This window comes from Burkholderia savannae, from assembly GCF_001524445.2.
In the GTDB taxonomy this organism is placed as follows: Bacteria; Pseudomonadota; Gammaproteobacteria; order Burkholderiales; family Burkholderiaceae; genus Burkholderia; species Burkholderia savannae.
This window is the reverse complement of sequence record NZ_CP013418.1, coordinates 732,659-755,637: the sequence shown is the minus strand read 5'-3', so window position 1 is coordinate 755,637 and position 22,979 is coordinate 732,659. Positions and strand designations below refer to the sequence as shown.

The following is a 22,979-nucleotide window of genomic DNA, read 5'->3' as shown; positions in this document are numbered from 1 at the left end:
GACCATTGTAGAGCGGTCGGGTTTTCGGCGCCGCTGTCCGCGCGCAATGAGAAAGATTGGTTGCCCCGTACGCAGGAAAACATATGGAAACGTTGAAAGCTCATTGCCCGCGATGTGATGGCGAGCGGAATTGTAGCGTTCATGGCGCCTTAGATGAGCCGTGGGAGTGGACTGACGGCCGCAATGCAGCGAATGGGAAAGTCGATCACCGGTTGCTGAAATGCCTGGGCTGCGAAACTGTTTTCTATTGGCGCAGTAGTTGGGATTCTGAGGACTGGGACATACGAATAGGTGTGGATGGGACACAAGAGATGTATAACCCCGTCACTGTAACGACTTACCCGATGCCCGACAAAAGCAACGACCGGCCAGACTGGATTTGGGATTTATCAAGCATAGACCCACAGCTCGCCACGATTTTGACGCAAACTTACGACGCGAAATCAACAGGGGCGCTGATTCTGGCTGCGGTAGGGCTAAGGACCGCGCTTGATCGAGCGACAGAGTTTCTAAAGATCGACCCGGGCTTGTCGCTGGAAAAGAAGGTCGACGTTCTGAAGAGCAACGGTTTCATTGGCGAGACTGAGGCGATTGTGCTGGCCACCGTAGCGAACGCTGGAAATGCGGCAGCTCATCGCGGCTGGTCGCCGAATGAACCCGAGTTCCGCGAATTGCTCACCGCGCTGGAGCAATTTGTCGCCCGGACGGTGGTGAGCGGAAAATCAGTCTATGAGATCGCGAAGCGCATTCCGCCGCGGCATCCGCGCCCCGGGAAGGCTCTGCCGGAATAGGTCGTGAGCATGACGCCACGAAAGTACGCCCATGTGGACAGGAACAAATTTACGCAAATTTTTAGAACAAATTTATGCAAACCAACGAGTGCGGCTGGTTCGATGCGGCCCTACGTCGGCAATTTGACATAAGGTAAATTATCGACATAAATAGCTATAGTAATTAAGTTGTAATGTCCGCTTCCGGCCAAGTTCAGATATCCGCTTTTCGCCCCGTCGTAAGCTGATCGGCCGCTGGGAATCCAGCGCTGGAGGCTTCGATGGCAGCGACGGAACGGATCATCATGACGATGCGAGAATTGGATCGATCCAAGAAGGCCATTCAGGACGTGGCGGACGGCAAGCTCAAGCCGTGGCGCGTGGCTGAGCGGCTCGGGCTGACGACGCGGCAGATTCGCCGGCTGGTCGGTCGACAGCGCGGGTGCGCAGTTTCTTTCGAGGTCACGACGCCGTCGACGGACGGCATCGCACTGCCGCGCGAATGTCTTGCGCGGGAGCATCGGGCGTGCGAAGACGAGCAATCGTCGCGCGGCCGCAGGCCACGGGTTTCACGGCGAATACAAGCAACGGCTTTGGGACGATGCCGGACCGCGGCGCTCGGCGCTGCCTGCCGCGTGCGGCCGCCGCCGTCTACGCGTTCTCCCCAGGCCACCATGGCTCAGGCTCCGGCCGGATCAGATAGTCGTCGAGGTTCTTGCCGGTCAGCCATTTCGGGCAGGCGCCGCGGCCCGTCCAGGATTTGCCCGACGACGGATCATAGTATTTCGCCGGCAATTTCTTCGGCTTGTCTTTCACGAAGCCCGCCGCCCGCAGCAGCTCCACCTCCGTGATGTCGTATTGCTTCACCTGTTCCCGAATGGCGGCGAGCACGTCGGCCTTCTCTTTCTTCTTCGCTTCCTCGAGGAGCAAATTGAGGTGGCCGAGCTGCTTTTGCAGCGTCTGAATTTTGCTGGTCGTCACGTGATGTGTGTCTTCAATCGATGCGCTGCCCACCGTTCGGCGGGCACGCGGATGTCGGTCGCTATTGTGGAGCCTGCTCGGGCTTGGCCTGTTGCGGCCGGGGCTTCGCCGGGCGACGCCCCTTCAGCATGCGCGCGCGCTTCGCATCGGCGGCCGATACCTGCCCTGCTTCGCCGCCCGCCAGATCGACGCGCACGGCACCTTCGACGAGGCACGTCCAGTAGCGGTTCCCGCGACACCAAGTCTTCATCGCGTCGCGCAACTCGGCCTCGCTCGACCGGAGCGCCTGCGCCTGGCCGATCAGGTCTTCGAGAATGCCGACCTTCAACGGCACCTTCGGCGCAGGATTGCGCGGAAACGCCAGCGGAAAGCGCTTCTGGAGTTTCGCGATCGTCAGCACCACCGGGTCCGTCGCGCTCGGCGAAGCCGCCGGTTTGGTGTCCCGCTTCTGCGCTTTCTTCTCCGACCGCTCCCGCGCGGCGTCTCTCGCAAGTTGATCGCGCAACGATGCAAGTTGCTCAAAGCCCATAACTTCCAGCCCACTGAAAAATAAGCCGAGATTGTAGCAGCCGACGGCCGGGTGTTTTTGCAATTCCGTCGCCGGGCGTTCATGCCGGCGACGGCGGCGGTTTCCGGCGAAAAGCGCCGGGGCGTCAGGCCGATGGAGAGGCGATCTCGCCGCCGACGTTGGGGCCGCATGCAGCGCGCGTCTCGCGTGGCCGCCGAGGCCGGGGATTGCACGCCGGGAGCATGGCGGAACAAGCCGTGACGGCGGGCGCCCCGTAGCGCTAGCGGCCGTCGTGCGTGCGGCGTGGAGCCGCGTCGAACGGCGCCGAGCGGTGCCGAGCGGTGCCTATTGGCAGCAGGCCCGCGCGCATCAGGATGGCATGGCGACGAGCCGGCGCGGCACACATCCGGCGCGCCAGCCGGTGTCGGGTTGTCCGCGATGCCGGCTGGCGGATCGATCCGCGAGCGCATCGATCATGCAATGCCTCGATGCCGCGTGGCCGCCGGGCGATGCGATCGCGATGAAACCGTTATCATCGCTTCCGTTGCGCCGATCCCGGCGTGCTCCCTTTGCCGCCCTTTTCTTCGCGAGAACGACATGACAAACACTCCCGAACGCGTGGACGGCGCCGCGCGGCATCTGGTTGCGGCCCGCCGCGCCGGCGTTGCCGGAGCGCTTCTGCCGGATGCGTGCCGTCCCGACGACATCGAGACGGCGCTCGCGATCCAGCAACGCGTCGCGGAATTGCTCGGCGAGCCGATCGGCGGATGGAAATGCGCGCTGCCGCCGCCGGGCCGGGTCGTCGTCGCGCCGATCTTCGCGTCGACGATCCATGCGTCGGCCGAGCCGTTGCGGGCCGTCGCCGATGCGCGGACGGTCCGGATCGAACCGGAAATCGCGTTCGTGCTCGATCGCGATCTGCCGCCGCGCGACCGGCCTTACGACGAGCACGAGGTGCGCGCCGCGATCCGCGAGGTCCGGCTCGCGCTCGAGGTGCTCGGCTGCCGGTACGCGGAGCCGTCGCGCGCGACCGTGCCGGAGCTGCTCGCGGATGGGCAATTCAATCAGGGCTTGTGCGTCGGCCCGGTCGTGCGCGACGGCCTCCACGCGCCGCTCGATGCCATCGCGCTCGAGTTTCAGGGCGGCGTCGACCGGGCGGCCGATGGCCGCCATCCGGACGGGCATCCGTTCAAGCCTTTGCTGTGGCTCGTGAATTTTCTGGCGGCGCGCGGCGAAACGCTCCACGCGGGACAGATCGTGACCACCGGATCGTATGCGGGGGTGATCGAGGTGCCGCTCGGCAAGGCGTTGACTGTGCGGTTCGGCGAGCTCGGCAGCGTCTCGGTGAAGCTGGCATAAGCGCAGCGCAAGCCCGACGCGCGCGCCCTCGGAGGACATCCGCCGGGCATGCTGCGCGCTTTCGACGAAGGCGGCCGCGCCGGAAACGGCTCGGCTGCGCGATCGCTCGCCCCGAATCGCCCCGAATTGCATGGGATCGCGCTGACTTACGCCGAAGCCGCGCCGAAGCCGCGCCGACACCCGCCCGCGCCTTGCGCCGCATGCGTTCCCGTGCGCGATCGGCGCGAAAAATTCGCAAAAAGCGACCGTTTGCATGCGTGCCTTGGCCGGCTCGACATCAGATCAAGGCAAAATACGGGTTTTGCGCCCGTCGGGCTCAGATACGAGATGCCGGAACAGGATGCGCGACGCCCGCTCGCGGCTCGTCCCGCCCTGCGTCCGGCAGGATAGCTCGCCGTTCAGGCGGGCCCAATGGAGCTTTCTCCTCATGACCGAACCGAACATTTCATTCGCCGGCCGGCTTTCGCTCGCCTTCGGCCTGTTCTTCTCCGTGCTCGGCGACCGCGAGCTCGCGAGCCGCGCACGCCGCCTGCGCGACGGCGAAGCCCCCGCGGCGCCGGCTGCGGCGCCCGTCGCGCCGCCCCAACCCGCGGCGGCGCCCGCGCGCGAGATCGTCAAGGAAGCGACCCCGGACGCGGCGCTCCAGCTGCTCGGGCTGCTCCAGCGCGATGCGCGCCTCATCGACTTCGTCGAAGAGGACATCGCCGGCTATTCCGACGCGGACATCGGCGCCGCCGCGCGCCTCGTGCACGACGGCTGCCGCGCCACGCTGCGCGAGCACTTCGCGATTCGCCCGGTGCGCGACGAGGCCGAAGGCGCGCGCGTGACGATCGGCGAAGGCTTCGACGCGAGCGCGATCCGCCTGACGGGCAACGTCGTCGGCAAGCCGCCGTTCAGCGGCAGCATCAGCCATCGCGGCTGGCGCGTCGACGCCGTCCGGCTGCCGAAGCTGAACCCGGGCCACGACGCGTCGGTCATCGCTCCCGCCGAGGTGGAGCTATGAGCGAGCCGCGTTATTCGATCGGCATCGATCTCGGCACCACGCACTGCGCGCTGTCGTACGTGGATCTCGCGTCGAGCGACGGCGAGAAAACCCGTCTCGACGTGCTGCCCATCGCGCAGTTGACCGCGCCGGGCGCGATCGAGTCGCCGAATCTGCTGCCGTCCTTTCTGTACCTGCCGCATCCGAGCGAGCTCGCGCCGGGCGACCTCGCGCTGCCGTGGGCGCCCGAGCGCGATTTCGCGGTCGGCGAGCTCGCGCGCAGCCGCGGCGCGGGCACGCCGATTCGCCTCGTATCGAGCGCGAAGAGCTGGCTGTGCCATCCGGGCGTCGATCGCCGCGCGGGCATCCTGCCGAGCGACGCGCCGCCGGAAGTCGCGCGCGTGTCGCCGCTCGAAAGCTCGGTGCGCTATCTGACCCATCTGCGCGACGCGTGGAACCACGCGCATCCGGATGCGCCGTTCGATCAGCAGGACGTCACCGTCACGATTCCCGCATCGTTCGATCCGGCCGCGCGCGAGCTGACGGCCGAGGCCGCGCAGGCGGCCGGCTATGCGCGCATGACGCTGCTCGAGGAGCCGCAGGCGGCGCTCTACAGCTGGATCGAGAAAAGCGGCGGCGGATGGCGCAAGGAGGTGAAGGTCGGCGACATCATCCTCGTCGTCGACGTCGGCGGCGGCACGACCGACCTGTCGCTGATCGCGGTCGTCGAGCGCGACGGCAATCTCGAGCTGCATCGCGTCGCGGTCGGCGAACACATCCTGCTCGGCGGCGACAACATGGATCTCGCGCTCGCGCACGTGGTCGCGCGCAAGCTTGCCGCGCAAGGCACGCAGGCGGACCCGTGGCAGTTGCGCGCCCTCACCTACGCGTGCCGCGCCGCGAAGGAGACGCTGCTCGGCGATCCGTCGACGGACGCCGCGCCGCTCGTCGTGCCGAGCCGCGGCTCGAAGCTGATCGGCGGCTCGATCCGCACCGAGCTCACGCGCGCGGAGCTCACGCAGACGATCCTCGAAGGCTTCTTCCCGCAAGTCGACGCGTCGGCGCGGCCCGTGAGCCGCACGCGCGCGGGCTTGACGCAGCTCGGCCTGCCGTACGCGCAGGATGCCGGCGTCACGCGGCACCTCGCGGCGTTTCTCGGCCGGCAGGTGGCGGCGCTCGCGGAACTCGACGGCTTGCGGGACGTGCACGACGCGTCGGCGAGCTTCCTGCATCCGACCGCCGTGCTGTTCAACGGCGGCGTGTTCAAGTCGCCGCTGCTCGTCGAGCGTATTCTCGGCACGCTCAACGGCTGGCTCGCCACCGACGGCGCGGCGCCCGCCCGGCTGCTCGGCGGCGCCGATCTCGACCTCGCGGTGGCGCGCGGCGCCGCGTATTACGGCTACGTGAAGCGCGGCAAAGGCGTACGCATCCGCGGCGGCACGGCGCGCGCGTATTACATCGCGGTCGAATCGGCGATGCCCGCCGTGCCCGGCCTCGAGCCGCCGATCCAGGCGCTGTGCGTCGCGCCGTTCGGCATGGAGGAAGGCTCCGACGCCGCGTTGCCGCCGCAGGAATTCGGCCTCGTGGTCGGCGAACCGGTGCATTTCCGCTTTTTCGGTTCGTCGGTGCGCCGCCAGGATCAGGTCGGCACGCTGCTCGATTTCTGGTCGCCCGACGAACTCCAGGAGCTCGAGGCGATCGAGGCCACGCTGCCGCCCGAGGGGCGCACGCCCGGCGAAATCGTGCCCGTGAAGCTGCATGCGCGCGTGACGGAGGCCGGCACGCTCGAGCTCGAGGCCGTGCAAAGCGGCGCGAACGAGCGCTGGAAAGTCGAATTCGACGTGCGCGGCGGCGCGAATGCGTAACCGATGAAACAGTTCATCGTCGGCATCGATCTCGGGACGAGCAACACCGTCGTCGCGTACGTCGAGGCAGGCGGCGACGCGATTCGCGTGCTCGACGTCGACCAATTGGTCGCGCCGGGCGAGCTCGGCGCGCGGCCGCTGCTGCCGTCGGCGCGCTATCACCCGGTGCCGGGCGAATTCGCGCCCGGCGATCTGCGGCTGCCGTGGCGCGACGCCGAAGCGGCCGACGCCGACGGCGCGCCGCCCGCCGTGATCGGCACGCTCGCGCGCGCGCTCGGCGCGCAGGTGCCGGGCCGGCTCGTGACGAGCGCGAAGAGCTGGCTGTCGCACGCGTCGGTCGATCGTCTCGCGCCGATCCTGCCGTGGGGCGCGGCCGACGCCGACGACAAGGTGTCGCCGGTGGCGGCGAGCGCGAGCTATCTCGCGCACGTGCGCGCCGCGTGGAACCGCCGCTTTCCGGACGCGCCGCTGGAGGCGCAGGACGTCGTGCTCACCGTGCCCGCATCGTTCGACGACGGCGCGCGCGCGCTCACGCTCGAAGCGGCGCGGATCGCGAAGCTGCCCGCGCTGCGCCTGCTCGAGGAGCCGCAGGCCGCGTTCTACGACTGGCTGTTTCATCATCGCGACACGCTGCGCGACGAGCTTGCGCAAACGCGGCTCGTGCTGGTGTGCGACGTCGGCGGCGGGACGACGGATCTCACGCTCGTCAAGGTGCACGTCGAGGGCGGCGAGCCGCAACTGACGCGCATCGGCGTCGGCGATCACTTGATGCTCGGCGGCGACAACATGGATCTCGCGCTCGCGCGCGTTGCGGAGACGCGCATCGCGCAGGACGGCGCGCGCCTGTCGGCGGCGAGCCTGTCGCAGCTCGTCGAGCGGTGCCGCGCGGCGAAGGAGCGCCTGCTCGACGCGGATGCGCCCGACGCGGTCGGCGTGACGCTGCTCGGCTCGGGCGCGCGGCTCGTCGGCGGTGCGCGCAAGACCGAGTTGAGCCGCGACGAGGTCGAGCGGATCGTCGTCGACGGATTCTTCCCCGCTGGCCGCCCCGACGATTTGCCGCGGCGCTCGCGCGCGGCGCTCGTCGAATTCGGCCTGCCCTATGCCGCCGATCCGGCCGTCACGCGGCACGTCGCGGCGTTCCTGCACCGGCTCGCCGCGCAGTCGCGCGACGCGCTCGGCGCGCCGGCGAAGGCCGGCGCAACGGATGCGGCGGATGCAGCGGATGCGGGTTTGCCGATACCCGACACGCTGCTGCTCAACGGCGGCGTGTTCCGCTCGCAGGCGCTCGCCGATCGCCTCGCGGGCGTGCTCGGCGAGTGGCGCGGCCAGCCGCTGCACGTGCTGCACAACGATCATCCGGACGTCGCGGTGGCGCGCGGCGCGGTCGCGTACGGGCTCGCGCGCGCCGGGCGGGCGCCGAGGATCGGCGGCGGCTCGCCGCGCAGCTACTTTCTCGTCGTCGACGACGACGGCGACGACGGCGCGCGCGCGTCGCGGGGCGTCTGCGTGCTGCCGCGCGGCACGGCGGAGGGGCACGAGGTGCGCCTCGACGATCGCACGTTCGCGTTGCGGCTCGGCCATCCGGTGCGCTTCCATTTGGTCTCGACCGTTTCCGACCATGCGTGGCGCCCCGGCGAGCTCGCGGATCTCGGCGCGGGCGACTTCGTGCGGCTGCCGCCCGTCGCGACGGTCGTCCGGCAGCAGGACGCGGGCGGGTCGCGCGAGCGGCTCGTCAAGCTGACGACGTCGCTCACCGAGGTCGGCACGCTCGACATGCACTGCATCGCGACGGACGACCCGTCGCAACGCTGGCTTCTCGAATTCCAGTTGCGGCGCGAGCGCGCGCAAGGCGACGCGGCCGACGCGTCGCGCCATCCGTCGCTCGACAAGGCGATCGAGTTGATCGACCGCTCGTTCGGCGCGCGGCTCGCGAACGTCGATCCGAAGGAAGTCCGGCGTCTGCGCGCGCAGCTCGAGCAACTGCTGGGCGCGCGCGAGAACTGGGACATCGCCCTCCTGCGCGAGCTGTTCGGCGCGCTGTGGGAGCGCGCGGGCCGGCGGCGGCGCTCGGCGGACCACGAGCGCGTCTGGCTGAACCTCGCCGGCTATTGCGTGCGGCCGGGCTTCGGCTATCCGCTCGACGACTGGCGCGTCGCGCAGCTCTGGACGCTGTTCGACGACGGCATCCAGTACGTGAACGAGGGGCAGGTCTGGTCGGAATGGTGGACGCTCTGGCGGCGCGCGGCGGGCGGGCTCGACGACGATGCGCAGCGCCAGGCGCTCGACGCGATGGTCTGGCTGCAGGAGGCGGCGGGCGCGAAGCGGCCGAAGCTGCCGTTCGATCCCGCGAAGATCGGCGACATGGACATCGTGCGTCTGTCCGCGTCGCTCGAGCGCGTCGCCGTCGAGCGCAAGATCGAGCTCGGCGAGCGGCTGCTCGAACGGCTGCGGCGGCCGGCCGAGAATCACCAGTGCTGGTGGGCGATCGGGCGCATCGGCGCGCGGCGGCCGCTGTACGGCAGCGCGCACGGCGTGGTGCCGCCTGACGTGGCGAGCCGCTGGCTGGACGCGATCCTCGCCATCGACTGGAAGAAGGTCGAGCCGGCCGCGTTCGCGGCCGTGCAGATCGCGCGCATGACGGGCGACCGGACGAACGACCTTGCGCTCGACGTGCGCGAGCCGGTCGTGCGCCGGCTCGCGGCGATCAACGCGCCGGATGCGTGGCTGCGGATGGTGCGCGAGGTCGTGACGCTCGACAACGCGGACACCGGCCGCGCGTTCGGCGAATCGCTGCCGGCCGGGCTGAAGCTCGTCGCCGGCTGACCGATCGGGGCGGCCGGCGGCATGCGCTTTTCGACCGGAGCCGCGCGGCGGACCGCTCGAACCGCGTCACCAATGCAGATGCATCACGTCGGCGTCGCACGCCGACACGTGCGTGCCGAACCGTCGGCTTTCGCGCTCGAGCACCGCGTGCAGCCAGGTTCGCCCTTCGGCGGACGCGCGTTGCAGCCGCAGGTTCCGGATCTGCATCGGCACCGCCGACATCTCGACGAGCGCCCCGCTGTCCGCATCGAGCACCGGAAAATACATCAGCGTGAGGTCCGGGCGGAACTGCTGATGGCCGTGGATGCCTTCGTAGTCGTTCAGAAAATCGCCGCAGCCGTAAAGGATCAGCCGCCCGCGATAGATCTCGACGCCTTTGACGTGGTGCGACGAATGGCCGTAGACGACGTCGGCCGCGCCCGTGTCGACGAGCCGATGCGCGAACGCGTGCTCGTCGCCGCCGATCTCGAAGCCCCAGTTGCCGCCCCAATGCAGCGAGACGACGACGAGATCCCCGTCGCGCCGCCGCGCGGCGATTCGCTCGCCGATCTGCGTCGCCCGCTCGGGCGACAGATTCGCCAGATAGTTGAGGCCGCTGCGCCGCAGCGTCGCCGCCCACGACGGCGGCACGCCGCTCGTCTCGGCCGCGAACGCGTAGACGCAAACGCGCCGCCCGTTCGCGAGCGCGAGTGTGGCGGGCTCGGCCGCCTGCGCGTCGTCGCCGCCCGCGCCGGCGGTCCGGATGCCGGCCCGATGCAGCGTGTCGAGCGTGTCGGCGAGGCCGGCGCGCCCCCAGTCGAGCGAGTGGTTGTTCGCGAGCACGCAGCAATCGATGCGCGCGCTCGACACGCAGTCGACGTTGCGCGGATGCATCCGGTACAGCACGGGTTTGTCCGGCCAATGCTCGTCGCTCGTCGTGATCGCCGTTTCCAGATTCACGATCCGCGCGTGCGGCCGCATGCGATTGAGCTCCGGTAGCGCGTCGCCCCACGGATACGCATAGTCGACGCGCGCCGGCAGCTTGCCGTTCGCGAGTTCGGCGAGGCGCACGTAATCGCGCGCCGACCGGCAATAGCGCTCGTACAGTTGGGGATCGCTCGGATGCGGCAGCATCTGGTCGATTCCGCGGCCCGTCATCACGTCGCCGCAGAGAAACAGGCGCACGTGGCCGTCAGGCGGCGTGTCGTCGGCTTCATTCATCGCATCAACGCGCGGGCCGGCCCGGCGCGCGCTCCTCCGAGGAAACAGCCCGTTGCGGATCGCCCGGCGACGCCGGCCGCCGAGCATCGAGCGACGCCGCTCGTCGCGCATCGCTCGCGCGTGGATCGGCCCGCATCAGCCGATCGAATCGATGATTTCCTTGAACGCGCGCCATTCGGTCGCGGCCCATACCTCCGCGTGCGAGCGTCCGAGCGTGCGCAGGATCGCCGACACCTTGAACGCGGTCGCGATGTCCGGCGCGGAAAACACGTCGAGGTAATCGTACGGCCCGAGGATCGCGTAGCTGTGCCGCCATTCGATGCCCGGGCACGCCTGCTCGATCTCCTTGACCGCGCGCTTCTCGAGCGCCTCCATGCTCGACGGCGATTTGAGCCCTTCCGGGGACAAACGCGTCAACAATACGAAGTCCGGCATCATCGTCTCCTCGCGCGCATCGACATGCTTGAAGCATTGCGCATCGGAGCGGGCGTCCGTTGATCACGATCAAGGTCCGGGCGCGTCCGCCTGCTGCATGCCGAACGTCGAACGCCAAACACCGAACACCGAACGCCGAACGTCGAATGCCGCGCCGACGCGGCATTCGCCGATCACGTCCTGGCCGGCGCGAGCAGGCCGAGGTCGCGCAACTCGCGATACGACAGTTCGCGCCTGCGTGCGCCGTACACGCCCCGGCGGCCGTAGATGTGTTCGAGGTCGAAGCGGTCCGACGCGTCGACGACGCGCCCGAGCACCGCATCGAACACGGTCGCGTGCTCGGGCGCGTGGCGCGCGGCCGGGTCGGCGGCCTCGCGGCGCGGAAACGGCAGATAGTCGAGCTCGACCAGATACCACGTCGGCCCGATCTTGTGCGCCTGGGTGTGCGCCGACACCGGGCGCATTCGCGCGTGCAGCTCCTCCGCGCGGCGCGCTTCGCGCTCCTTCTCGTGCTGCAAGCGCGACGCGAGCGCGGCGTTGCGCATCAGCGTGCCGAGTTCGGGGTGAACGTAGAACGCGCAGCCCGCCTCCTCGAGCGCGACGACGCCATGCGCGGCATGGACGCGAACGCGCCCGTGCTTCGTCGACGTGTGCGTCGCCACGAGGCTCGCCGGGACGTCGGACAGCTCGGGAAAGCGTTGCGCGAGCTCCGTGCGCACCGGCGCCCAGGCGAGCCCGACGCGCGCGGACAGGAACGCCCGCAGCGCCCGCTGACGCGGCGGCTTGTCGGGCGCGCGCGGGCGGGCGACGGCAGGAATGGCCGCAATGGCCGGTTGCCCGGCGGACGTGGTCCGGAAGTTACGGTTCGCCTTGACCATGACGATTCGCCTGCGTTTCCGACGATGAATGACATGACGGCTTCGGATGACGGCATCGGTCGCGCGAGCGCCCTCGCGCGGTACGGGCGCCTGCGTCGCCGCGCCTTCCGGCGTCGCCGCCTGCGCGCGAACGCGACGGATTCACCGGCGCATGTCGTCGCCGTCCGCCTCCTCGCGCTCCAGTATCTCGAGCACGCGCGCGGTCCGGCCGTGCGGTTCGCGATCGAGCCGGAACTGCAGCCGCTCGTCGGATCTGAACCACGTGTACGCGTCGAGCACCTCGGCGCTCGTCGGCTCGATGTCGAGGATCTTCGCGATGACGTCGTCCTCGATCGGCCCGACGATATCGCGGATCTCGGTCGCGGTGGCGGGGGGCGATGCGGAATTGAGCTTCGTTGACATGGCTTTTCTCCCGTTCCGGTTCAGATCGATTGCTTCGCTTCGCGCCGACGCCATGCGTCAACCCTTGATGCAGACGATCGGCACGAGCCGCGCGACCTTGCGCGCGAGCCCGGCCTCGGCGGCCGCGTCGACGACCGCGCCGACGTCCTTGTAAGCGCCCGGCGCCTCCTCGGCGACGCCGCGCTCCGACGGGCTGCGGATCAGGATGCCGCGGGCCGCGAGCTCGTCGACGAGCGCCCGGCCATGCCAGCGCCGCGCGGCCGCGAAGCGGCTCATCGCGCGTCCCGCGCCGTGGCACGCGGAACCGAACGCGCGCTCGCCGCCCGCCGCGTCCGCGCCCGCGAGAACGTACGACGCCGTTCCCATGCTACCCCCGATCAGCACCGGCTGGCCCGCGTCGCGCAGCGCGTCGGGCAGCGCCGGATGGCCGGGCCCGAACGCGCGCGTCGCGCCCTTGCGGTGCACGTAAAGTTGCAGGCGGCGGCCGTCGATCACGTGATCCTCGATCTTGCACGTGTTGTGCGACACGTCGTAAAGCAGGGTCAGTTGCGCGGCGGGCAGCACCTTCGCGAAGACTTCGCGGGTCAGATGCGTGAGGATTTGCCGGTTCGCGAGCGCGCAGTTGATCGCCGCGCGCATCGCGCCCAGATAGCGCTCGCCGAGCTCCGACAGGATCGGCGCGCACGCGAGCTCGCGATCGGGCAGCGTGATCCCGTGGCGCTTCGCGGCGACCACCATCTCCTTGAGGAATTCGGTGCCGATCTGATGGCCGAGCCCGCGCGATCCGCAGTGGATCGTCACGACGACCTGCCCGGGCCGCAGCCCGTAGCATTGCGCGCACGCCGGATCGTAGATGTCCGCGATCTCCTGCACTTCGAGGTAGTGGTTGCCGGAGCCGAGCGTGCCCATCTCGTCGCGCTGGCGCTTTTTCGCGAGCGCCGACACCGCGGACGGCTTCGCGTGCCGCACCATCCCGCCCTCTTCGATGCGCTCCAGATCGAGCGGCGCGCCGTACCCCTGCTCGACAGCCCATGCGGCGCCGCCCGTCAGCATGTCGTCGGTTTTCGCGGCCGACAGCCGAAGCCTCCCGGTGCTGCCGACGCCCGCCGGGACGTGCGCGAACAGCGCGTCGGCGAGCTTTTTCTTCACCGCTTCGATGTCTTCGCGCGCGAGCCCCGTGTGCAGCGTGCGCACGCCGCACGAGATGTCGAAGCCGACCCCGCCCGCCGAGATCACGCCGCCCGCGTGCGCGTCGAACGCCGCGACGCCGCCGATCGGAAAGCCATATCCCCAGTGCGCGTCCGGCATCGCGTACGACGCGCCGACGATGCCCGGCAGCGTCGCGACGTTGCAGACCTGTTCGTACACTTTGTCGTCCATGCCGGCGGCGAGCTTGCGGTCCGCATAGATGATGCCCGGCACGCGCATCGCGCCCACAGGCGGAATGTGCCATTCGAATTCGCCGTGCTGCTCGAGCCGGGTCAAGTCCATCGCCATGCTCCGTTCACACGTCGACGACGCATTCGGCAATCCATGCGCCGTCGTCGAGCCGGTCCACGCGCAGCGCGGTGTAGGTCGCGCCCTTCGGCTCGACCGCCGGCCGGTGCCGCGCGACGTCGACGGGCTCGCCCGCGACGCGCGCCCGCAGGCCGTCTTCGGCTAGCGTCACGTCGAAGCGGCCGAACACCATCTTGCGCACCGCCATTTCGTAGACGATCGCGTTGAGCCAGTCGACGAGCAGCAATTCGCGGTCCGTCTCCGCGCAGGCGATCTCGATGTCGCGCAGCGGCCGGATCGACGCCGGATTCGCGACGATCGCCGTCAGCGCGAGCGCGGCCTGCTCGTAAGCCTGCGCGAGCGTGTCGCCGACGCCGCGCACGCCGATATCCGCGCCATGCTGGAAATGTTCCCAGAATGCGGTCATTTCGCGTCGCTCCTCGAGTGCCCCGCCGCACTGACTGCATGCGAAACAAGCCTAGGCGCGATGCCCGCACGGGCCTTGACCTGCGTCAATCGCCGCGCCGGGGCCGCGCGCTCGGGATCGAAACCGGCGAGCGCGGACACGAGCGCCGCGGCGATCATCGGCAAGTGGATAGCGACCGCATCGCCGGGCGCCTGCATTCGGCCCGTGCCGATGCGTGGGCCGAGGCGAATCGACGCAGACGCGCATCGCCGGGGCGGCCGGCGCGGCCGGCGTGAAATCGCCGCGTAGCGGCGCGCACCTCTTCTCTTGTCCAACGAATGCGAGGCGCCGGCGATCGTCGGATTCGCCGGTTCAATGCCGGCCAAGCGGGGCCGGAAGCGCGATTGCGGCGGCTTTGCGCGCGCAGGCGCAAGGTTCGTGTCGGCAGCCTTCATCCGCGGCGATTGCGCGAATGAGCGCGCTGTCCGCGACGCTCGCGGCGATCGCGCTTCGACGCTCGACGCCCGCGTGACGAAATACACTCGAAGACGCTCGCCCCGACGCGGCCGGGCTGCGCCAATGTTCGCTTCGCTCGTACGGCTTGGCTCGCGCAACGCGTCTGTCGCATCAAGTCCGTCGCATCGATGATGCGGACGCGCATGCCGCCACGATCCGCGAATAGAAAGCGAGGTCGCTCGCGGCGACGCCGAAACAATGCGTGCGCATGCCGACGAATCGTCAACTTTCGTGGGCAGTCGCGCAACGCGCGCGTTCGCGTGTCGGGGCGAGATCGCTCGGCTATCGACCGGCCTCCGAAGCTTCGTGCTTTGCGCGCGCGTATGCGCGTGCTATCAAGGCAGGATTCGCCACGAAGCGCGAGGTTTCAACACGCGCGCCGCGGCGAATTCGCACGGTGTCGGAAAAGAACGGTCGCATCGATTCGCTAGCCGTACCGGCGGTATCGACGACATCAGGCGTTGCCGGACAGAAAACGATCTCGCGAGCCGTTTCGCGAAGCGGCCCGATTGATCGGTCGAACGGGACATCGGCGCTTGCGCGCGAGCGTCTGAACGAACGGCCGGCATCAACGACGTTTCGTCACGGTTCGCGGCGTGCGCGGTGCGACACGGATGCACGCACCGCGATCGACGCCGCCTGCGCGCGCGCCGATTGCCTGCCCGGTCGCGGCGCAGCCGCGTGACGGCGCGGCATCGCGTTGCGCCGCCCCGCCGTCGCCGGGAATCGGCTTGGCACGGCGGCTTCGGATCGGCAAAGGACGCGCCGCGCTGTCCGTGCGCACGTCTGCGCCGGCCGTTCGCCGCAAGCAAGCACGCGCCGCATCAACGAAACGCGCCGCGCAACGCCCGGCGCTTCCGCCACCGCCCACGAATCAATAAGAGGAGATCAGACCCACCATGTCCAAATACGCATTGGGCCACTCGCCGATAGAACTCCGCCGGCTGGATTTCCAGTCGGAAATGCTGAAGCCCGTCACGCGGCGTCTGCTCGAGTCCGCGCGGCTTCGGCCTTCGATGCGCGTGCTCGACGTCGGCTGCGGGACGGGCGGCGTCAGCATGCTGGCGGCCGAGACGGTCGGCCCGACCGGCACCGTCGTCGCGATCGACGCGAGCGACGTCGCGATCGACGCGGCGACCGCCAATGCCGAGCAAGCGGGGCTGCACAACATCCGCTTTCGCGCGTGCGGCCTGGATCAGGTCGAGGGCGCGCACAGCTTCGACGTCGTCGTCGCCCGCTACGTGCTGATCCACCAGTTGCACGCGGCCGAGCTCATTCGTCACGCGGCGCGCTTCGTGAAGCCCGGCGGATATCTCGCGCTGCACGAGCCGGACTTCGTGCGCAAGCCGATGTCGATGCCGGCCATCAATCTGTGGGACTCGGTGGCGAACGAGATTCTCGAGCGCGGCAAGCGGACGTTCCCGTCGTCCGACGTCGCGCACCGGATGGTCAAGCTGTTCGCGGCCGCGGGGCTGCCGCTGCCGAGAATGTCGTACGAGGTGCCGGTCGACGGCGGGACCGCGATGAAGCTCAGCTCGTGGCTCGCGGAAATGCTGCGGGCGCTGTCGAACGATCCCGACTCCACGGTGCTCGCGAACGGCAAGCGGCTCGAATTCGACCGGCTGAGCGGAGACTTGCAATGCGAAGTCCACGAATCGCGCGCGCAGGTCGAGTTCTTCGGGCAGATGTGCGCGTGGGCGCAACTGTAGGCGCGCGCGTCGGCAAGTAGCCGGCGTCGCGCGCATCGGGCGTCCGGCCGGCCCAGTCGGCACGGCCGGACGCGCTCTTCACCGCTTCGCCCGATCCGCGCGGTCGATGCGGGTTGCCAATGAACGCGGCATTTTTGCGGACGTCGAAGTCGGGCATGCGTTGCATCCGCATGCGGACGTGCCGGTGGGCGCCGCCGGCGATTGATTGGTCCACTGGCCGTTCCAGCCGCCCTGCGCCGCGCAGACGGTCGGGCACACGGCCTGCGCGCCGCGATAGTCGGCGATCGGCAACGCGGTGTCGATGTCGCAGCCGCACGGATAGTCGGCGCGCGCGCTCTGCGCGATCGGCGCGCTCATCGACGCGAGCCAGTTGCGCGACTGCGCATCGATCTTGAACATCACCGGCTGGCGCGCGTCGAGCAGCGTGACCATCTTCCGATAGAGCGGATAGCGCTGCGCAAGCGTCTGCAATACGCTGCGGCGCGCGGAGAACAGATATTGCGGCACTCCGCTGCCGTCCGGGCCGACGCTTTGCACCATCGTCGACGACGCGGCGATCACGTTCGCGAGCTGCACCGCGAGCGCGCGCGTGCCGCGCGCATGCGTCGTCGTGTTCACGCCGATCACGTCCGCATAGAAGAGCGGCGGCTGCGGCTCGTCCGACAACGGCAGGAACTTGAAGTCGAGATTCTGCCGCGCGGCCTCGCTCATCGCCGACATCGATTCCGAATAGCCGATCACCGCGCGTCCGTCGCCGTCGCTGAACCACACCGAACGGTCGTACTGGCCGGGGAGCTCGGCGGTCGCGTTCGGCCAGCTCGACATCGCCATCAGCGAGCGCAGGCTTGCGAGCGCATCGCCGTTCAGGTCGTTCGCGCTCCACGGCAGCGGCAGCGGATACGCGCCCGTGCGGCTGTGCGCCGCGTCGAGATAGAGCGCGGCGTTCGTCGTGCGCCCGGACATGTCGATCATCAGCCCGCGCTTGTCCGGCGGAATCTCGCTCGTGAACGTGCATTGCTTGAGCGCGCTGCGAACTTGCGTGAGCGTCGTCGCGGCCGCGAGCGCCGCGTCGTCCTTCCGATAGAACAGCACGTTCGCGCAGCCGAGCTGCGGGATGCTGTAGTAGCGGTCGCCCGCCTTCACGCCGTCGATCGCGTACGGCAGAAAATCGTCGATGTTCCGGATCTCGTTCGCCGCGAGCGGCTCGAGCCAGTTCTGGCTGCGGAAGTAATCGAAGAAGATCGCGTCGTACACGTAGACGTCAACGTTCGCCGGCGGATTTTTCCTGTAGCCGCCGTCCCAGTCGTCGGCGGACACGAACTGCAGCGCGACGGCCGGCTGCACCTTCTTCCATTCGGTCTCGATCGCGGACTTGAACTGATCGACTCGCGGCACCCACGGATACAGCGCGACCGTCAACTGCGCGACGGCGGTCGCGTTGCCTGCGTGCGAAGGCGCCGCGAACAGAAAGCCCAGAACGATCGTGAAACAATACAAAAGGCGACGCATGATGAATCCTTGTCGAATGAATCGTGCGAACCGACGCGCGCTGCCGCGGGCAAGCGGCGCGAGCGTCAATTCCATAGCGCGTGAAAATGATGGACGGGGCCGTGCCCGTGGCCGACGTCGAGCCTGCCCGACGCGGCGAGCGCGTCGCTCAGGTACGCCTTCGCGCGGCACACGCTGTCTTCGACCGAGTGGGCCGGCAGCAGCGCGGCGATCGCGGCCGACAGCGTGCAGCCGGTGCCGTGGTCATTCTTGGTCGCGACGCGCGGCGCGGACAGCTCGACCGTCGCGGCCGCCGGGCCGCGCAGCACGTCGACGCTGCGCTCGCCCGGCAAATGGCCGCCCTTGAGCAGCACCCAGCGCGGGCCGAGCGCGTGCAGTTCGGCTGCCGCCGCGTGCATTTCAGCGAGCGTGCGCGGCTCGCCTCGGTCGAGCAGCACGCCCGCCTCCGGCAGATTCGGCGTGATCAGCGTCGAGATCGGCACGAGCTTGTCGCGGATCGCATCGACCGCGTCCGGATCGAGCAGCCGGTCGCCGCTTTTCGCGACCATCACCGGATCGAGCACGACGGGCGCCGCGCGATGCCTGACGAGCGCCGCCGCGACCGCCTCCGCGATCGCCGCCGTCGCGATCATGCCGATCTTGACCGCGTGCACGGCGACGTCGTCGAACACCGCGTCGATTTGATCGGCGACGAACGCCGGATCGAGCGCGCGAAAGCTGCGCACGCCGACCGTGTTCTGCGCAACGACCGCGGTGATCGCCGCCATCCCGTACGCGCGCATCGCCGAGAATGCCTTGAGATCGGCTTGAATGCCCGCTCCGCCCGTCGGGTCGGTGCCGGCGATCGTCAGTACGTTCGCGATCATGTTCCCTCGTGATTGTGTCGTTTTGTCATCGATAGTCGCGCGGCGCGGCGCGCTTCGGCGGGCCGCGTCGCCCTTTCGTCCGGCCGCGCGGGCGATGCTCGCGTGCTTGTGTCGTTCCGCGCGGCCGCGGCCGGCGAGCGGGCGCGGCGACGGCGTTCGGCCGCAAGCCTGCGCGCCGGGCCGTGCGGGCCGCGAATCGAACGCCGCGCCGCGCACGGCCCCGCGCGGCGGCCGCTTCAGCGCGGCGGCTTCGTCGCCTTGAACAGCACGAACGGCTTGCTGCCGTCCGCGTGCGCATGCGCGCCGGGCGCGCCGCCCGCCTCGTCCGCCCGGAAGCCGAGTTCCATCGTCGCGGCAAGCGCGAAGCCCGCCGATTGGAGGGCTTCGCGGTACGTCGGCATGTCCCAGTGCGTGTCGACGACGTCGAACACGCCCTCGCCCGGCACGCGCAGATAGACGGGGCGCGCGTCGCCGTCGCGATAGACGATGCCCGGCTCGCCGTTGCGGAACGTCGGGTACTGCACGCCCGTCGTGCGCGGGTTCGTGTCGAGGACGTAGTACGTGCCGCCCGGCTTCAGCACGCGCAGCACCTCGGCCGCGACGCGCGCGAGCTCCGCGCGCTCCGCGATGTTGATGAACAGGAAGCAGCTGATCGCCGCATCGAAGCTCGCGCCGGCGAACGGCAGCGACGGCCCGTCGATGTGCGCGTACTGCAGGCCCGCGCCGGTGCCGGCCGCGTTTGCGCTATCGATCATCGTCGGCGCGATGTCGACGCCCGTCACGTGCTCGACGCCCGCCGCCTTGAGCCGCCGCGATACCTTGCCGCCGCCGCAGCCGTAGTCGAGCACGCGGATCGCCGTGCCGTGCGTGCCCGTGAGCTCGGCGATGAGCGGGCGGTAGCCGAAGCGCTCCTCGATCCGGTCGTCGTATGCGTGAAAGCGCTGCGAAACCTCGTGTTCGGTCCAGTCGGTCTTCATCGGGGTCCTCGTGCGTTATTGAAGCGAGGCGGACGCCATGTCCCAGCGGTTCAGGAGATAGGCGCGATGGAACGGGCCGACGAGCGCGAGCGCGTCGTCGGGCGGCGGATTGCCGGCCTTGATTTCGCGATAGATCCAGAACAGGCCGAGCACGTCGCGCCAGTACGGATCGAGATCGACGTCCTGCAGCGCGGCGAGCGGCATCCCGGCGCGAATCCGGCCTTCGTAGTCGAGCACGCGCCGGATCGTCGCCGGGCCGGTGCCCGCCGGCATGCGCGGCGGCGCTTCGTTCGTGACGATCGTCGCGTCGCATTCGTCGAGCAGCGCCTGCACGCGCGGCAGGTTGTCGTCGTACACGTGGATCGAGCCGACGTGATGCGAGTACGTGCCGAGCTCGCATCCGAGCCGCGACGCGATGTATTCCTGCAGGAACGTGAACGAGAACACGTCGTTCAGGAGCCCGATGTACGCGTCGTTCGCGCGCATGAAGACGACCGCGTGCAGCCGTGCGTCGCGCAGCAGCAATTGCAGGCCGAGCGTGCACGACACGTCGACGTTGCGCCGGTACAGATCCTCGTCGGCGCTGAAGATCTGCAGCACGACGCGCTTGCTCTCGGCGTCGTCGCGCGACAGGATGTCGAGCGCGCGCTCGATCTGGTCGAGCGAACGCTCGCCGTAATGCAGCAGCCGCGCGCCGTAGCCGGTGCCGGGCAGATGCTTGCCGTCGGGGCTGTAGCGCGCCATCGACGGCGCGTAGTGCTCGATGAATGCGAGATCGTTGCGGCCGGACAGATACCACAGCGCCTCGGCATAGTTGAAAACGACGTTCTGCCTGCGCGCGGCGTGCCGGCAGAAGCGCGCGCGCGGATCGTCGATGCGCGCGCCGTAGCCGATGATTTCGCGCTCCGCGTGCCCGCGCGGCGCGCTCCGGTATTCGTACGCGCCGCAGACGTCCCTCAACGTGGCGAGATAGAGCTCGCTGAGACCCGGATAGCGCCGCATGTCAGACCCTCGCGCCGATGCGGTCGATCGCGGCTTCGATCGCGGCCGGATCGATCCGGCCGCCGCTGTATTCGACGCGCTCGATGTGCGTGATCTCGTCGAGCCCGCGCACGAGGTACGCGTATTCCTTGTCGGCTTCGAGCAGCAGCACGATCGGCTTGCCGAGCGCCGACGCCCAGCCGAGCTCGATGTGCGTGCCGGGCGACGCCGGCGCGCCCGGAAACGCGACGAAGTAGTCGCACAGGCTGATCTGCTCGTAGTCCGTCCTCGTGCACACGGCGGGCGTCATGAACTCGCGCCCCCAGTGCTCGCGCCGGTGCGCGCAGTGCACATCCCAGCCGCGCGCCTCGAAATGATCGATCACGTGGCGAAACAGGTTGATGCTCTCTTCCGGCATCACGCCGGTGTGCTTGTCGACCAGGGATTTGAACGGTCCGCCCAAGAACATACGCTTCATCGGCTGTCTTCCTTTCGGTTGGAATGATGGAGGGCGTGCGCTCGCAGCGCCACGCGCGCGACGTGGTCCGCGAGGACGCCCGGGAATTGAGGCACGCCGTCCGGCACGCGGACCCAGCGGCAATCCGCTGCGTCGTCGCCCGGGCGCAGCGCGCCTTCGGCATGGCGGCACAGCATCGCGATCAGCACGTAGTGATGATGCCGGCCGGCCGGATCGAAGCCGATCACCTCGACGACGTCGAACGGCTCGCCGATCTCGGCGCGCACGCCGGTTTCCTCGAACAGCTCGCGCGCGGCCGCGTCGCGCAGGCTCTCGCCCGGCTCGACCGAGCCGCCCGGAAAGCCCCACGTGCCCTTTTGCGGCTCCTTGCCGCGCTGAACGAGGATCACTTCGTCGCCGCGAAACGTGACGGCGATCACCGCGACGCGCGGCGCCGCGAGCGCCGCCGCGCGGCCGGTGCCTTTCGGATCAGTCATCGTCGATGCTCCGCATCTTCGCCCTCTCTCTTCGCGCGCCGTTCGTTCGGCCCGCATGCGCAAAACGACGGTAATCGGCCGCCTCGGTGATTAATGGATGAAACAATCCGCTCGAATTTGCTCGGATTTTGCGAATGAATATTTTCGATTCGCGATTCAGCGGCCTTTCCGTTTTCGGAAATTTCGCAAAGCGCCTAGCCTAACACAACCCTGACGATTCGCTCGAATGCGATTTTATTAACCAAATCGCCGCCCCCTGATTATTCGGCCGCATTCCATACTTATTGCGCTGGTCGATTGACAAATGAAACCGGCCGTTGCTATACCTATTAACCGTTGCCGATTCCGCGCATCAATCGACGAAGCGCCCCGCCATACGTTTGCGCCGCGCCCGACTGCCGCGCGGCGCGGTAATCGCCTCGCTTTCGCACGCCGTCGGCACATCCGGTTTCGAATCAGCCTGCATTTGCGGTAATCCGTAACGCCGCACCACTCCGTATCGTCGTCCGATATGGAACTCTCATCGTCACGCAACTGAAACACAAAAAAGGTGATCGATTATGCAAACGCATCCGGACGGGCTGTCCAGTCAATACGAGGCGCAGCGCTATTCAAACGCGCGCAATATTCTGAGATCCGAAATTATCTACGGCGACGGGTTTCAAAGCCCCGGCGGCATCGAAGGATTCAGGACGATGCTTGCCGACAAGATGCCGATCGAGCCCGGCATGCATCTGCTCGACGTGGGCTCCGGCCTGGGCGGCGCCGCGTTCCATCTCGCGAGCCGCTACGACGTGACGATCGTCGGGCTCGACACCGCGCCGCGGATGACGGAGCTCGCGGCGGCCCGGCAGCCGGCGCTCGATCCGCGCGGGCGCGTGCGCTTCGTCAACGGCGACATTCACGGCGACGCGCTTGCCGGCGAGCGTTTCGACATCATCTATTCGCGCGACGCGCTGATGTACGTGCACGACAAGGCGTCGCTGTTCGCGCGCTGCCACGCGCTCCTCGCGCCGCAAGGCCGCCTGTACATCACCGACTTCTGCCGCGGCCGCGCGTCGCTCGCGTTCGACGCATATGTGTCGGTGTCGGGCTACGACCTGAGGACGATCGACGAGTACGCGCGGATCGTCGAGGACGCGGGCTTCGACGTCCTCACCGCGACCGACGTCAGCGACGACGCGCGGCGCCAGTTGACCGACGATCTGCATCGCTACGAGGCGCGCGTCGCGTCGCGCGATCCGTCGATCGATGCACCCGACGCCGAGCACATCGTCGAGCGCTGGCGGCGCAAGATCCGCTTCGTCGATGAAGGGAGCCTGCTGCAAGGGCTCTTCGTCGCGCAGCGCCGATAGGCCGCC

At 68.8% G+C, this 22,979-nt stretch carries 22 protein-coding genes and 1 pseudogene; 9 read left to right on the top strand and 14 right to left on the bottom strand.

The window, feature by feature from the left end:
- Window positions 1–83 precede the first annotated feature (83 nt).
- Together WS78_RS24345 and WS78_RS37780 are read left to right on the top strand one after the other, a co-directional pair.
- On the top strand, window positions 84–791 hold the full coding sequence (locus tag WS78_RS24345; RefSeq protein WP_063889471.1) for a DUF4145 domain-containing protein: 708 nt from the start codon (window positions 84–86) through the stop codon (window positions 789–791).
- 260 nt (window positions 792–1,051) lie between these two features.
- Window positions 1,052–1,210 (top strand): annotated as a pseudogene (locus WS78_RS37780) (ISNCY family transposase); the annotation flags it as partial.
- A gap of 211 nt (window positions 1,211–1,421) precedes the next feature.
- On the opposite strand, the gene WS78_RS24340 reads toward WS78_RS37780, so the two are convergent.
- Window positions 1,422–1,751: an H-NS histone family protein gene (locus tag WS78_RS24340; RefSeq protein ID WP_038744892.1), complete on the bottom strand. Its 330-nt coding sequence runs from the start codon at window positions 1,749–1,751 to the stop codon at window positions 1,422–1,424.
- Between the two features lie 61 nt (window positions 1,752–1,812).
- Window positions 1,813–2,280 (bottom strand): ProQ/FinO family protein, encoded by a 468-nt coding sequence (locus tag WS78_RS24335; RefSeq protein ID WP_038744893.1) that lies wholly within the window; start codon window positions 2,278–2,280, stop codon window positions 1,813–1,815.
- A gap of 576 nt (window positions 2,281–2,856) precedes the next feature.
- Here WS78_RS24335 and WS78_RS24330 point away from each other — a divergent pair.
- The 4 genes from WS78_RS24330 (at window position 2,857) to WS78_RS24315 (ending at window position 9,288) form a co-directional block, all read left to right on the top strand.
- The gene (locus WS78_RS24330; RefSeq protein ID WP_059582815.1) at window positions 2,857–3,618 is read left to right on the top strand and encodes a 2-keto-4-pentenoate hydratase; all 762 of its coding nucleotides are present in this window, start codon (window positions 2,857–2,859) and stop codon (window positions 3,616–3,618) included.
- A gap of 427 nt (window positions 3,619–4,045) precedes the next feature.
- Window positions 4,046–4,621: a DUF2760 domain-containing protein gene (locus tag WS78_RS24325; protein WP_038744895.1), complete on the top strand. Its 576-nt coding sequence runs from the start codon at window positions 4,046–4,048 to the stop codon at window positions 4,619–4,621.
- The gene (locus tag WS78_RS24320) at window positions 4,618–6,465 is read left to right on the top strand and encodes an Hsp70 family protein (RefSeq protein ID WP_038744896.1); all 1,848 of its coding nucleotides are present in this window, start codon (window positions 4,618–4,620) and stop codon (window positions 6,463–6,465) included. Before WS78_RS24325 ends, WS78_RS24320 begins: the two co-directional genes overlap by 4 nt.
- A gap of 3 nt (window positions 6,466–6,468) precedes the next feature.
- A complete protein-coding gene (locus tag WS78_RS24315) occupies window positions 6,469–9,288 on the top strand; it encodes an Hsp70 family protein (protein WP_059582827.1) in 2,820 nt (939 codons plus the stop codon).
- Between the two features lie 66 nt (window positions 9,289–9,354).
- On the opposite strand, the gene WS78_RS24310 is transcribed toward WS78_RS24315, so the two are convergent.
- The 6 genes from WS78_RS24310 to WS78_RS24285 form a co-directional block, all read right to left on the bottom strand.
- Window positions 9,355–10,488, bottom strand: a complete 1,134-nt coding sequence (locus tag WS78_RS24310) for a CapA family protein (protein ID WP_059582873.1) — start codon at window positions 10,486–10,488, stop codon at window positions 9,355–9,357.
- A gap of 135 nt (window positions 10,489–10,623) precedes the next feature.
- A complete protein-coding gene (locus WS78_RS24305; RefSeq protein ID WP_231751981.1) occupies window positions 10,624–10,905 on the bottom strand; it encodes a GYD domain-containing protein in 282 nt (93 codons plus the stop codon).
- A gap of 191 nt (window positions 10,906–11,096) precedes the next feature.
- Window positions 11,097–11,801 (bottom strand): hypothetical protein, encoded by a 705-nt coding sequence (locus WS78_RS24300; protein ID WP_038744899.1) that lies wholly within the window; start codon window positions 11,799–11,801, stop codon window positions 11,097–11,099.
- Between the two features lie 141 nt (window positions 11,802–11,942).
- Window positions 11,943–12,203: a hypothetical protein gene (locus WS78_RS24295; RefSeq protein WP_038744900.1), complete on the bottom strand. Its 261-nt coding sequence runs from the start codon at window positions 12,201–12,203 to the stop codon at window positions 11,943–11,945.
- A gap of 57 nt (window positions 12,204–12,260) precedes the next feature.
- Window positions 12,261–13,694 (bottom strand): RtcB family protein, encoded by a 1,434-nt coding sequence (locus tag WS78_RS24290; protein WP_059582877.1) that lies wholly within the window; start codon window positions 13,692–13,694, stop codon window positions 12,261–12,263.
- A gap of 13 nt (window positions 13,695–13,707) precedes the next feature.
- Window positions 13,708–14,127, bottom strand: coding sequence for an archease (locus WS78_RS24285; protein ID WP_059582830.1), 420 nt, complete (start codon window positions 14,125–14,127; stop codon window positions 13,708–13,710).
- A gap of 703 nt (window positions 14,128–14,830) precedes the next feature.
- Here WS78_RS24285 and WS78_RS37250 point away from each other — a divergent pair.
- Together WS78_RS37250 and WS78_RS24270 are read left to right on the top strand one after the other, a co-directional pair.
- Window positions 14,831–15,307, top strand: a complete 477-nt coding sequence (locus WS78_RS37250) for a hypothetical protein (RefSeq protein ID WP_186448660.1) — start codon at window positions 14,831–14,833, stop codon at window positions 15,305–15,307.
- Between the two features lie 214 nt (window positions 15,308–15,521).
- Window positions 15,522–16,331, top strand: coding sequence for an SAM-dependent methyltransferase (locus WS78_RS24270; protein WP_060819989.1), 810 nt, complete (start codon window positions 15,522–15,524; stop codon window positions 16,329–16,331).
- Between the two features lie 78 nt (window positions 16,332–16,409).
- Here WS78_RS24270 and bcmE read toward each other — a convergent pair whose 3' ends face one another.
- The 6 genes from bcmE to WS78_RS24240 all read right to left on the bottom strand — a co-directional run bounded on the left by bcmE (window position 16,410) and on the right by WS78_RS24240 (window position 21,618).
- Window positions 16,410–17,840, bottom strand: coding sequence for a thiamine pyridinylase (gene bcmE / locus WS78_RS24265; protein ID WP_059582840.1), 1,431 nt, complete (start codon window positions 17,838–17,840; stop codon window positions 16,410–16,412).
- Between the two features lie 65 nt (window positions 17,841–17,905).
- Window positions 17,906–18,706, bottom strand: a complete 801-nt coding sequence (gene thiD, locus WS78_RS24260; protein WP_038744907.1) for a bifunctional hydroxymethylpyrimidine kinase/phosphomethylpyrimidine kinase — start codon at window positions 18,704–18,706, stop codon at window positions 17,906–17,908.
- A 236-nt stretch (window positions 18,707–18,942) separates the two neighbouring features.
- Window positions 18,943–19,683 carry a class I SAM-dependent methyltransferase gene (locus WS78_RS24255; RefSeq protein ID WP_038744908.1) on the bottom strand — a complete coding sequence of 247 codons (741 nt, stop codon included), beginning with the start codon at window positions 19,681–19,683 and terminating at the stop codon, window positions 18,943–18,945.
- A 15-nt stretch (window positions 19,684–19,698) separates the two neighbouring features.
- Complete coding sequence (locus WS78_RS24250) at window positions 19,699–20,685, bottom strand: thymidylate synthase (RefSeq protein ID WP_059582841.1); 987 nt, start codon at window positions 20,683–20,685, stop codon at window positions 19,699–19,701.
- Between the two features lies 1 nt (window position 20,686).
- On the bottom strand, window positions 20,687–21,142 hold the full coding sequence (locus WS78_RS24245; RefSeq protein WP_038744910.1) for a nucleoside 2-deoxyribosyltransferase: 456 nt from the start codon (window positions 21,140–21,142) through the stop codon (window positions 20,687–20,689).
- A complete protein-coding gene (locus WS78_RS24240; RefSeq protein WP_038744911.1) occupies window positions 21,139–21,618 on the bottom strand; it encodes an NUDIX hydrolase in 480 nt (159 codons plus the stop codon). The genes WS78_RS24245 and WS78_RS24240 overlap by 4 nt, the downstream gene beginning before the upstream one ends.
- A 560-nt stretch (window positions 21,619–22,178) precedes the next feature.
- Here WS78_RS24240 and WS78_RS24235 point away from each other — a divergent pair.
- The gene (locus tag WS78_RS24235; protein ID WP_059582846.1) at window positions 22,179–22,973 is read left to right on the top strand and encodes a methyltransferase domain-containing protein; all 795 of its coding nucleotides are present in this window, start codon (window positions 22,179–22,181) and stop codon (window positions 22,971–22,973) included.
- The last annotated feature ends 6 nt before the right edge of the window (window positions 22,974–22,979 follow it).

Bases quoted from the DNA above. Each gene is read 5' to 3' on its own strand.
- WS78_RS24345 (WP_063889471.1), top strand. From the start codon at position 84: ATGGAAACGTTGAAAGCTCATTGCCCGCGATGTGATGGCGAGCGGAAT.
- WS78_RS24335 (WP_038744893.1), bottom strand. From the start codon at position 2,280: ATGGGCTTTGAGCAACTTGCATCGTTGCGCGATCAACTTGCGAGAGAC.
- WS78_RS24330 (WP_059582815.1), top strand. From the start codon at position 2,857: ATGACAAACACTCCCGAACGCGTGGACGGCGCCGCGCGGCATCTGGTT.
- WS78_RS24325 (WP_038744895.1), top strand. From the start codon at position 4,046: ATGACCGAACCGAACATTTCATTCGCCGGCCGGCTTTCGCTCGCCTTC.
- WS78_RS24320 (WP_038744896.1), top strand. From the start codon at position 4,618: ATGAGCGAGCCGCGTTATTCGATCGGCATCGATCTCGGCACCACGCAC.
- WS78_RS24315 (WP_059582827.1), top strand. From the start codon at position 6,469: ATGAAACAGTTCATCGTCGGCATCGATCTCGGGACGAGCAACACCGTC.
- WS78_RS24310 (WP_059582873.1), bottom strand. From the start codon at position 10,488: ATGAATGAAGCCGACGACACGCCGCCTGACGGCCACGTGCGCCTGTTT.
- WS78_RS24300 (WP_038744899.1), bottom strand. From the start codon at position 11,801: ATGGTCAAGGCGAACCGTAACTTCCGGACCACGTCCGCCGGGCAACCG.
- WS78_RS24295 (WP_038744900.1), bottom strand. From the start codon at position 12,203: ATGTCAACGAAGCTCAATTCCGCATCGCCCCCCGCCACCGCGACCGAG.
- WS78_RS24290 (WP_059582877.1), bottom strand. From the start codon at position 13,694: ATGGACTTGACCCGGCTCGAGCAGCACGGCGAATTCGAATGGCACATT.
- WS78_RS24285 (WP_059582830.1), bottom strand. From the start codon at position 14,127: ATGACCGCATTCTGGGAACATTTCCAGCATGGCGCGGATATCGGCGTG.
- WS78_RS37250 (WP_186448660.1), top strand. From the start codon at position 14,831: ATGCCGACGAATCGTCAACTTTCGTGGGCAGTCGCGCAACGCGCGCGT.
- WS78_RS24270 (WP_060819989.1), top strand. From the start codon at position 15,522: ATGTCCAAATACGCATTGGGCCACTCGCCGATAGAACTCCGCCGGCTG.
- bcmE (WP_059582840.1), bottom strand. From the start codon at position 17,840: ATGCGTCGCCTTTTGTATTGTTTCACGATCGTTCTGGGCTTTCTGTTC.
- thiD (WP_038744907.1), bottom strand. From the start codon at position 18,706: ATGATCGCGAACGTACTGACGATCGCCGGCACCGACCCGACGGGCGGA.
- WS78_RS24255 (WP_038744908.1), bottom strand. From the start codon at position 19,683: ATGAAGACCGACTGGACCGAACACGAGGTTTCGCAGCGCTTTCACGCA.
- WS78_RS24250 (WP_059582841.1), bottom strand. From the start codon at position 20,685: ATGCGGCGCTATCCGGGTCTCAGCGAGCTCTATCTCGCCACGTTGAGG.
- WS78_RS24245 (WP_038744910.1), bottom strand. From the start codon at position 21,142: ATGAAGCGTATGTTCTTGGGCGGACCGTTCAAATCCCTGGTCGACAAG.
- WS78_RS24240 (WP_038744911.1), bottom strand. From the start codon at position 21,618: ATGACTGATCCGAAAGGCACCGGCCGCGCGGCGGCGCTCGCGGCGCCG.
- WS78_RS24235 (WP_059582846.1), top strand. From the start codon at position 22,179: ATGCAAACGCATCCGGACGGGCTGTCCAGTCAATACGAGGCGCAGCGC.